Annotated in this window: 5 protein-coding genes; all 5 read left to right on the top strand. The window is 72.4% G+C overall.

The annotated features are described in order from the left end of the window. The first annotated feature begins 857 nt into the window (after nucleotides 1-857). The 5 genes from ACFV6I_RS17270 to ACFV6I_RS17250 all read left to right on the top strand — a co-directional run bounded on the left by ACFV6I_RS17270 (nucleotide 858) and on the right by ACFV6I_RS17250 (nucleotide 8,086). Nucleotides 858-1,787 carry a Gfo/Idh/MocA family protein gene (locus ACFV6I_RS17270; protein WP_380426090.1) on the top strand — a complete coding sequence of 310 codons (930 nt, stop codon included), beginning with the start codon at nucleotides 858-860 and terminating at the stop codon, nucleotides 1,785-1,787. 408 nt (nucleotides 1,788-2,195) lie between these two features. Next, the gene (locus ACFV6I_RS17265; RefSeq protein WP_380344060.1) at nucleotides 2,196-4,034 is read left to right on the top strand and encodes an endonuclease/exonuclease/phosphatase family protein; all 1,839 of its coding nucleotides are present in this window, start codon (nucleotides 2,196-2,198) and stop codon (nucleotides 4,032-4,034) included. A 116-nt stretch (nucleotides 4,035-4,150) separates the two neighbouring features. After that, on the top strand, nucleotides 4,151-4,663 hold the full coding sequence (locus ACFV6I_RS17260; RefSeq protein WP_380426088.1) for a GNAT family N-acetyltransferase: 513 nt from the start codon (nucleotides 4,151-4,153) through the stop codon (nucleotides 4,661-4,663). 95 nt (nucleotides 4,664-4,758) lie between these two features. Continuing rightward, a complete protein-coding gene (pip, locus tag ACFV6I_RS17255; protein WP_380344028.1) occupies nucleotides 4,759-5,718 on the top strand; it encodes a prolyl aminopeptidase in 960 nt (319 codons plus the stop codon). Between the two features lie 91 nt (nucleotides 5,719-5,809). Next, entirely contained in the window at nucleotides 5,810-8,086 is a 2,277-nt protein-coding gene (locus ACFV6I_RS17250; RefSeq protein ID WP_380426086.1) for a WD40 repeat domain-containing protein, read from the top strand. The last annotated feature ends 191 nt before the right edge of the window (nucleotides 8,087-8,277 follow it).

Below are 8,277 nucleotides of genomic sequence, written 5' to 3'. Positions count from 1 at the left end.
GGGCGGGCGCGCCCCCCGCGCGCGCGCCCCGCGCCACCCCGGCCCCCCCCGCCCCCCAGCCTCCGAGTGGGCGGGGCCCCCAGGCCCCCCCCCCCCCCGGCGGCCGCCGGCGCCCCGACCCGCAGGACGATCCGCCGGCCCTCGATCCGCTGCCCGCAGGCCCAGCCTGCGGGCAGAAGCCCCACGAGCCGGATCGCCGCGGTCGCGGCGGCTCCCGCCGCCTCCCCGGCGGCCGCGACCCACACCTCGTGGCCCGGGCCGGCCTCCTCACTGCCAGCCATTGACCAGCTCCGCATTCCGCACCTTCCACGGAACGGTCGCCACCGCGTGCGGCGGCGCCTGCCGTACCACCCCCGCCGAACGCGCCGGTCCGCCGGAGGCTGCCGGGGCCGTCGCCGAGGGCGCCAACTGCGGCGCCAGCACCAGCAGTCCCACGGCCCCGACCAGCTTCGCGCCACCCCGCCCGACACACCCCTTGATCCCCAAGGACGCCTCCCAAGCCTCCATGCGGGGAGCGCCCGAATGGCACTCCCGTCCGTCGTCTGCGAGCTCAACCCTGCCATCGGAGGAGCGATTCGAACACATGATCCGATGTCAGCTTCCTGCTCCCGGTAGCGCACTTGGTGCCACGGTGGGTGCGGCCGGCGAACGGCGCCGGCCCGCCGCTGTCAAGCCTCGTGGTTGTCGGGTTCTGGGGTGGTGACGCAGGGCTCTTTGGAGCGGGGGCTGACGTTTGGCCGTGGGGGAGGTTTTGCGTGGTCGGGCCGCTGCGGGGAGCCGGCGACGGGTTGGTGGGGTGCGGGAGCGGGCGAATAGGGTGGAGTGGATGGTTCCGGCGCATGAGTATGGAGATTCGTATGAGCTCGACCTCTGTTCCTGACGGCCTTCTCCCGGTCGGCGTGATCGGCCTCGGTGACATTGCGCAGAAGGCGTATCTGCCGGTCCTGGGCGGGTTGCCGGCGCTGGACCTGCGGTTGATGACCAGGGACGGGGCGAAGCTGGACCGGATCGGTGACGCGTACCGGATTGCGTCGGAGCACCGCTTCACCGATCTCGGGGAGTTGATCGGGAGCGGGATCCGGGCGGCGTTCGTGCACGCCGCGACCAGCCAGCACGTCCCGATCGTGGAGCAGCTGCTGACGGCCGGTGTCGACGTCTACGTCGACAAGCCGCTCGACTACACCGTGGACGGCGCCCGCCGGCTCGTCGACCTCGCCGAGCGGACGGGCCGCTCGCTGATGGTCGGCTTCAACCGCCGGTACGCGCCCGGCTACGCCCAGGCCAAGGAGCGCCCCCGCGACCTGATCGTCCTGCAGAAGAACCGCGAGGGCCTCGCCGAGGCGGCCCGCTCCCTGGTGTTCGACGACTTCATCCACGTCGTCGACACCCTGCGCTTCCTGGCCCCCGGCGAGATCGAGCACGTCGACGTCCGTGCCCGCGTCCGGGACGGGCTGGTCGAGCACGTCGTGCTGACCCTCGGCGGGGACGGCTTCACGGCGCTCGGCATCATGAACCGGCTCTCCGGCTCGACGGAGGAGATCCTGGAGGTCTCCGGCGCCGACTCCAAGCGGGCGGTGCACAACCTCGCCGAGGTGATCGACCACCGCGGCCAGCCCACCGTCCGCCGGCGCGGCGACTGGGTGTCCGTCGCCCGTCAGCGCGGCATCGAGCAGTGCGTCCAGTCCTTCCTGGACGCCGTCCGGGCCGGCAAGACCGTGGACGCGCACGACGCCCTGCGCACCCACGAGCTGTGCGAGCTGATCGTGGAACGGATCGAGGCGGGCTGAGGGGGCGTCGAGGCGGCCTGAAGGAGCGGGGGTAGGGGCGAGGGCAGGAGTAGGGGCCGGGGCGGACGTCGGAGCGGAGCCAGAAGTTCACTGACGGGGTCTTGTCGCGTCATTTTCTACGCGCGTATCTTGGGGTCGCTGCGGGGGGCGGGTGACCGGCTTCCGCTTCATCTACGCGGGTAGCGCGTGCCATGGGCACGCCGCCTGACCATGCGTCACGGCCCGGCGGCCGCAGACCCGCCGGGTGGACGACGCCCTGTGCCCCGCTCCACCCTCGACCGCCGTGCCACGACCGTGCCGCACGACGGAGCTAGGAGTCATGCCCCGGTGACCACCGCCCCCGCTCCCCGCCCCCGCCGGGCCCTGCTGCGCGCCGCGATCCTCCCGGCCGGACTGGCCGCCTCGCTGGTGCTCGTCCCGCTGCCGGCCGCGAACGCCGCGCCCGCCGCCACGAACGCCGCCGCGAATGCCGTGCCCACCGCCGCGAACGCCGCCGCCCCGGCCGGGCCGACCGAGGCCGGACCGCTGCGCATCCACGACATCCAGGGCACCACCCGGATCTCCCCGCAGGCCGGGAAGCCCGTCACCGGCGTGCCCGGCGTCGTCACCGGCGTGCGCGCCTACGGCAGCGCCAAGGGCTTCTGGATGCAGGACCCGAACCCCGACGCCGACCCGGCCACCAGCGAGGGCGTCTTCGTCTACACCGGCGGCAACCCGACCGTGAAGGCCGGCGACTCGGTCCTGGTCAGCGGCAAGGTCACCGAGTACTACCCGGCCTTCGCGGGCGGCTCGCAGTCCGTCACCGAGCTCACCGGCCCCGCCGTCACCGTGCTGTCCTCCGGCAACCCGCTGCCGGCCCCGGTGGTCGTGGACACCCGCAACATCCCCGGCACCTACGCCCCGCCGGCGCCCGCGGGCGGCAGCATCGACGCGCTGCCGCTCAACCCGGAGAAGTACGCCCTGGACTTCTACGAGTCGCTGGAGGGCATGCTCGTCCAGGTCAAGGACGTCCGGGTGATACAGGCGACGGACAAGTACAACGAGCTGTGGGTCGCCGCCGACCGGCAGGACCAGCGCAGCAAGCGCGGCGGCGTGCTGTACGAGTCGTACGCGGAGCCCAACGTGGGCCGTCTGATGGTGCAGCAGCAGGCGGCGGTCACCCCGCAGCAGCCGTTCCCGGTGGCCAACGTGGGCGACGTGCTGACCGGCACCACCACCGGCCCGCTGGACTACAACCAGTTCGGCGGCTACACCCTCGTCGCCGGCACCCTGGGCACGCTCCAGGACAACCACCTCCAGCGCGAGGTCACCGCCAAGGCGGCCGACCGCGAACTCGCCATCGCCACCTACAACGTGGAGAACCTCGCCCCCGGCAACCCGGACGCCAAGTTCGCCGAGCTGGCCCAGGGCATCGTCACCAACCTGCGCTCGCCCGACATCGTCGCCCTGGAGGAGATTCAGGACAACAACGGCGCCAAGAACGACGGCACGGTCGACGCGAGCCAGACCGTCGCCAAGTTCATCGCCGCGATCAAGGCGGCCGGCGGCCCGGCGTACGACTGGCGCTCGATCGACCCGCAGGACGGCAAGGACGGCGGCGAGCCGGGCGGCAACATCCGGCAGGTGTTCCTGTTCAACCCGCAGCGGGTCTCCTTCACCGACATCCCCGGCGGCGCCGCCACCAGCGCCGTGGACGTCGCCGGCAGCGGCGCCACCACCGCGCTGACCGCCTCGCCCGGCCGGATCGCCCCGGCCGACGACGCGTGGACCAACAGCCGCAAGCCGCTGGTCGGGCAGTTCTCCTTCCGCGGCAAGAAGGTCTTCGTCATCGCCAACCACTTCAACAGCAAGGGCGGCGACCAGGGCATCGACAGCCGCTTCCAGGCCCCCACCCGCAGCTCCGAGGTGCAGCGGGTCAAGCAGGCCACCATCGAGCAGGCCTTCGTCGCCAAGCTGCTGGCCGCCGACAAGGAGGCGCGCGTCGTCTCGCTCGGCGACTTCAACGACTACCAGTTCTCGCCCGCGCTGGCCGCGCTCACCAAGGACGGCGTGCTGCGCGACCTGGTGAACGAACTGCCGGAGACCGAGCAGTACTCGTACGTCTACCAGGGCAACTCGCAGGTGCTGGACCACATCCTGGTCAGCCCCGAGGTCGGCTACGCCAAGTACGACGTGGTGCACATCAACGCCGAGTTCGCCCAGCAGGCCAGCGACCACGACCCGCAGGTGGTCCGGATCAAGCCCTGACCGCTCCGCATCAGGTCCTGACCGGTCCGCATCGGACCCTGACCTGCAGCTATGCTGCCTTCGCCGGAGGTGACCACCGCCGGCGAAGGCAGCTGCGGCAGTGGGGGTCGGAGAACATGCGGTACCGGATCGAGCGGATGGGAGCCGAGGACTGGCAGCGCCTGCGGAAGGTGCGGCTGGCCCAACTCCTCGACTTCCCGATGGCGTTCGGCGAGACCCACGAGGCCGCGCAGGCCCTGGGCGAGGCCGACTGGCGGGCCCGGGTGGCCCGGGTGAACGAGCCGGGCAGCGTCGGCCTGGCGGCCGTCGACCCGGACGGCGAATGGGTCGGCACGATGCTGTCCGTCCCCGACCGGGACCAGGCCGCGACCGCCGTCCTGATCGGCGTCTGGGTGGCCCCGCAACACCGCGGCCGCGAACGCGGCGTGACGGACGCCCTGCTGGACGCCGCCACCGACTGGGCCCGCACCGAGGGCGGCGCCAAGCGGATGCTGCTCGGCGTGCACGAGGCGAACGCCCGCGCCGCCGCCTTCTACCTGCGCCGGGGCTTCACCTACACCGGCGGAGAGACCCCGTACGGGCTCGACCCGCAGGCCCGCATCCTGGAGATGGCCCTCCCGCTGGACTGAAACGCCCTGAGGTCGGCCGAACGCCCGTTCCCGCGAAGCAGGTTGGGCGGAAAAGCGCGGGCCCCGAGCGCGCCCGCGCCCTAGGATCGACGGTCATGGTTGATCTCTATCCTCCGACGAGTCCCTACGGCCACGGTTTCCTCGACACCGGAGACGGCAACCGGGTCTACTACGAGCAGCTCGGCAACCCCGAGGGCAAGCCCGTCCTGTACGTCCACGGCGGCCCCGGGGCGGGGACGCCGGACCGGCCCACCCGGGCGTGGGACCCGGACTGCTACCGCGTGATCCGCTACGACCAGCGCAACTGCGGCCGCAGCACCCCGCACGCCAGCGACCCGGCGGCGGACATGAGCCTGAACACCACGCAGCACCTGATCGACGACATGGAGCGGCTGCGCGAACACCTCGGCATCGAGCGGTGGTTGCTGAACGGCGCCTCCTGGGGTTCGACCCTCCTGCTGGCCTACGCGCAGCAGCACCCCGAGCGGGTCAGCGAGATCATCATCCAGGCGGTGACGACGACCCGCCGGGCCGAGACCGACTGGCTCTACCGGGGCGCCGGGTCCTTCTACCCCGAGGCGTGGGACCGGTTCCGCGAGGGCGTGCCCGAGGATGAACGGGACGGCGACCTGCTCGCCGCCTACGCGCGGCTGATGGAGAACCCCGACCGGGCGGTCCGGGAGAAGGCCGCCGCCGACTGGCTCGCCTGGGAGGACGCGGTCATCTCGAACGAGCCCAACGGCTCGCCCGGCATGTACAGCGCCCGGGAGGTCGACGAGCAGATCGCGTTCGTCCGGATCTGCGCCCACTTCTTCAGCAACGGCGCATGGCTGGAGGAGGACCAACTGCTGCGCAACGCCCACAAACTGGCCGGGATCCCGGCGGTGCTGGTGCACGGCCGGCACGACATGGGCGGCCCGGTGCAGACGGCGTGGGAGCTGGCGAAGGCGTGGCCGGGCGCGCGGCTGCACATCTCCGAGGACTCGGGGCACATCGGCAGCGAGGAGATGAAGGAGACCGTCCGGGAGGCCATCGAGGAGTTCAAGCACCGCTGATCCCCGAGGTGCCCGGCAGGGCGACGCCCGTCGGGGGCATCGCCCTGCCTATCTGTAGGCGGGGTCTGGCGGTCGCACCTTCTGCGGTGCCGTGTTGCTGGGTACGGCTAGTGTGCCGGTCATGTCCGATAATCTGCGGGGCATCCGCCCGCGTGCTGAATCCGCCGTGGCCGTTGGGCGGTTGGCCGATCCGGGGTTCCTGGTGAACGCTGACCCGGGATCGGTACTGGCGTTGCTGGACGCGGCGTCGGGCCCGGCGGCGCGGTTGGCCGCGTCGGTGTACCGGGCCTCGACAGACCTGCATCGTGACGTCACTGCGGGGGTACGCCGACAGCTGCTGGCGCTGGACGCGGCCCGTTACGGGGACCGGGAGCTGTCGGCACGGATCACCGCGGCACCGGTGGAGAACGAACCCGCAGCACCGTGGGGCGTCGAGTGGGCCACCGGCGGCCAGCTCGACCGGTCCCGGCGTCGTATTCCGACCGTCCACACTACCGATGCGTTGCTGGCGGTCGCGACGGCCGTGGTCGACGGCCGCCCCGTGGCGGTCACCGGCAGTTCCTTGGCGGTCGCCGACAGTTCCCTGGCAGTCACCAACAGTTCCGAGCGGACCGTGCGGGTATGGGACCTGACCACCGGCCAGCAGATCGGCAAACCCCTCACTGCCCACACCGGCGAGGTGTGCGCGGTGGCGACGGCGGTGCTCGACGGCCGCCCCGTGGCGCTCACCGGCAGTGCTGACCGGACCGTGCGGGTGTGGGACCTGACCACGCGCGAGCAGATCGGCCAACCCCTCACCGGCCACACAGCCGGGGTGTTGGCTGTGGCGACGGCGGTGCTCGACGGCCGTCCCGTCGCGGTCACCGGCAGCGGCGACGTGCGGGTGTGGGACCTGACCACGCGCGAGCAGATCGGCGAGCCGCTCACCGGCCACACCTCTGCTGTGTACTCGGTGGCGACGGCGGTGCTCGACGGCCGTCCCGTCGCGGTCACCGGCAGCCACGACGGGACCGCGCGAGTGTGGGACCTGACCACCCGCGAGCAGATCGGCGAGCCGCTCACCGGCCACGAGGAGGCGGTACGAGCGGTGGCGACGGGGGTGCTCGACGGCCGTCCCGTGGCGGTCACCGGTGGCCACGACGAGACCGTGCGGGTGTGGGACCTGGCCACCGGCCGGCAGCTCGGCCGACCTCTCACCGGTCACGACGGATGGGTGTTGTCGGTGGTCACGACCACGATCGAAGGCCGCCCCTGCATCGTCAGCGGAGGCGAGGACTGGACGCTCCAGGTGTGGGATCTGGCCACGGGCAAGCCGCTCGGCGAGCCGGTGCGCGGCCATACCGACAAGGTACGGGCGATGACGACGGCGGTGCTGGACGGCCGTCCCCACGTGATCGCCGGCAGTCAGGACGGGATGGTGCGGGTGTGGGACCTGACCTCGGGCGGCCAGGTGGGTGAGCCGCTCACCGGCCACACCGGCGAGGTGGGCACGGTGGCGACGGCGGTGGTCGAGGGCCGCCCCGTCGCGGTCACGGGCAGTTCTGACCAGACCGTGCGGGTCTGGGATCTGACCGCTGGTCGCCATATCGGCCGTCACCTCACCGACCGGGACGGCTGGGTGTGGGCGGTGGCGACGGCGGTGGTCGACGGCCGCCCCGTGGCGGTCACCGGCAGCCACGATGAAACCCTGCGGGTATGGGACCTGACCACGCGCGAGCAGATCAGCGAACCGCCCACCGGCCACGAGGAGGGGGTGAACGCGGTGGCGACGGGGGTGGTCGACGGCCGCCCTGTAGCGATCACCGGCGGCTTCGATGACGTACGGGTCTGGGACCTGCCTTCGGGTCAGCAGGTCGGTGAGCCCCTGACGGGCCACACCGGCGAGGTGAACGCGGTGGCGACGGCGGTGGTCGAGGGCCGCCCCCTGGCGATCACCGGCGGCGACGACGGCACGGTACTGGTCTGGGACCTGACCACGCGCGAGCAGATCGGCGAGCCCCTGACCGGCCACACCGACTGCGTGCTGGCGGTGGCGACGACGGTGGTCGACGGCCGCCCCGTGGCGGTCACCGGCGGCGACGACTGTACGGTGAGGGTCTGGGACCTGACCACCGTCCAGCGGATCGGCCAACCCTTCACCGGCCACACCGGTGAGGTGAACGCGGTGGCGACGGCGGTGGTCGAGGGCCGCCCCCTGGCGATCACCGGCGGCGACGACTGTACGGTGCGGGTCTGGGACCTGACCACCGGCGACCAGGTCGGGCCGGAGTTGGTGTTCCCACTGCGGGTCTGGGCGGTGGCCGTGGTACCGGATGGCCGGTTGGTGGTGGGCTTCGGCTGGGAGGTCGCGGTGTTGGCCCGCCGCTGACCGGGCCCCGCACAAGCGGCTCGCAGTACGAGCCACCTGGGAGACGGTCCCCCGAGGGGCGTGGGGGCAGTGGCGGGAGATGCCGTGTGAGTTCGGTGCCTGGTCGACCGTGCACAACCGCTTCCGGCAGCCAGCCCGGCGAAGTCCGTCTCGTCGCCGACCGCAGGTGCCGACCGCTGGCGTTCGTCCCC

The organism is Kitasatospora sp. NPDC059803 (genome assembly GCF_042732255.1).
GTDB lineage: Bacteria > Actinomycetota > Actinomycetes > Streptomycetales > Streptomycetaceae > Kitasatospora.
The sequence above is the reverse complement of the archived record's forward strand: the minus strand, read 5'-3'. Positions and strand labels throughout refer to the sequence as shown.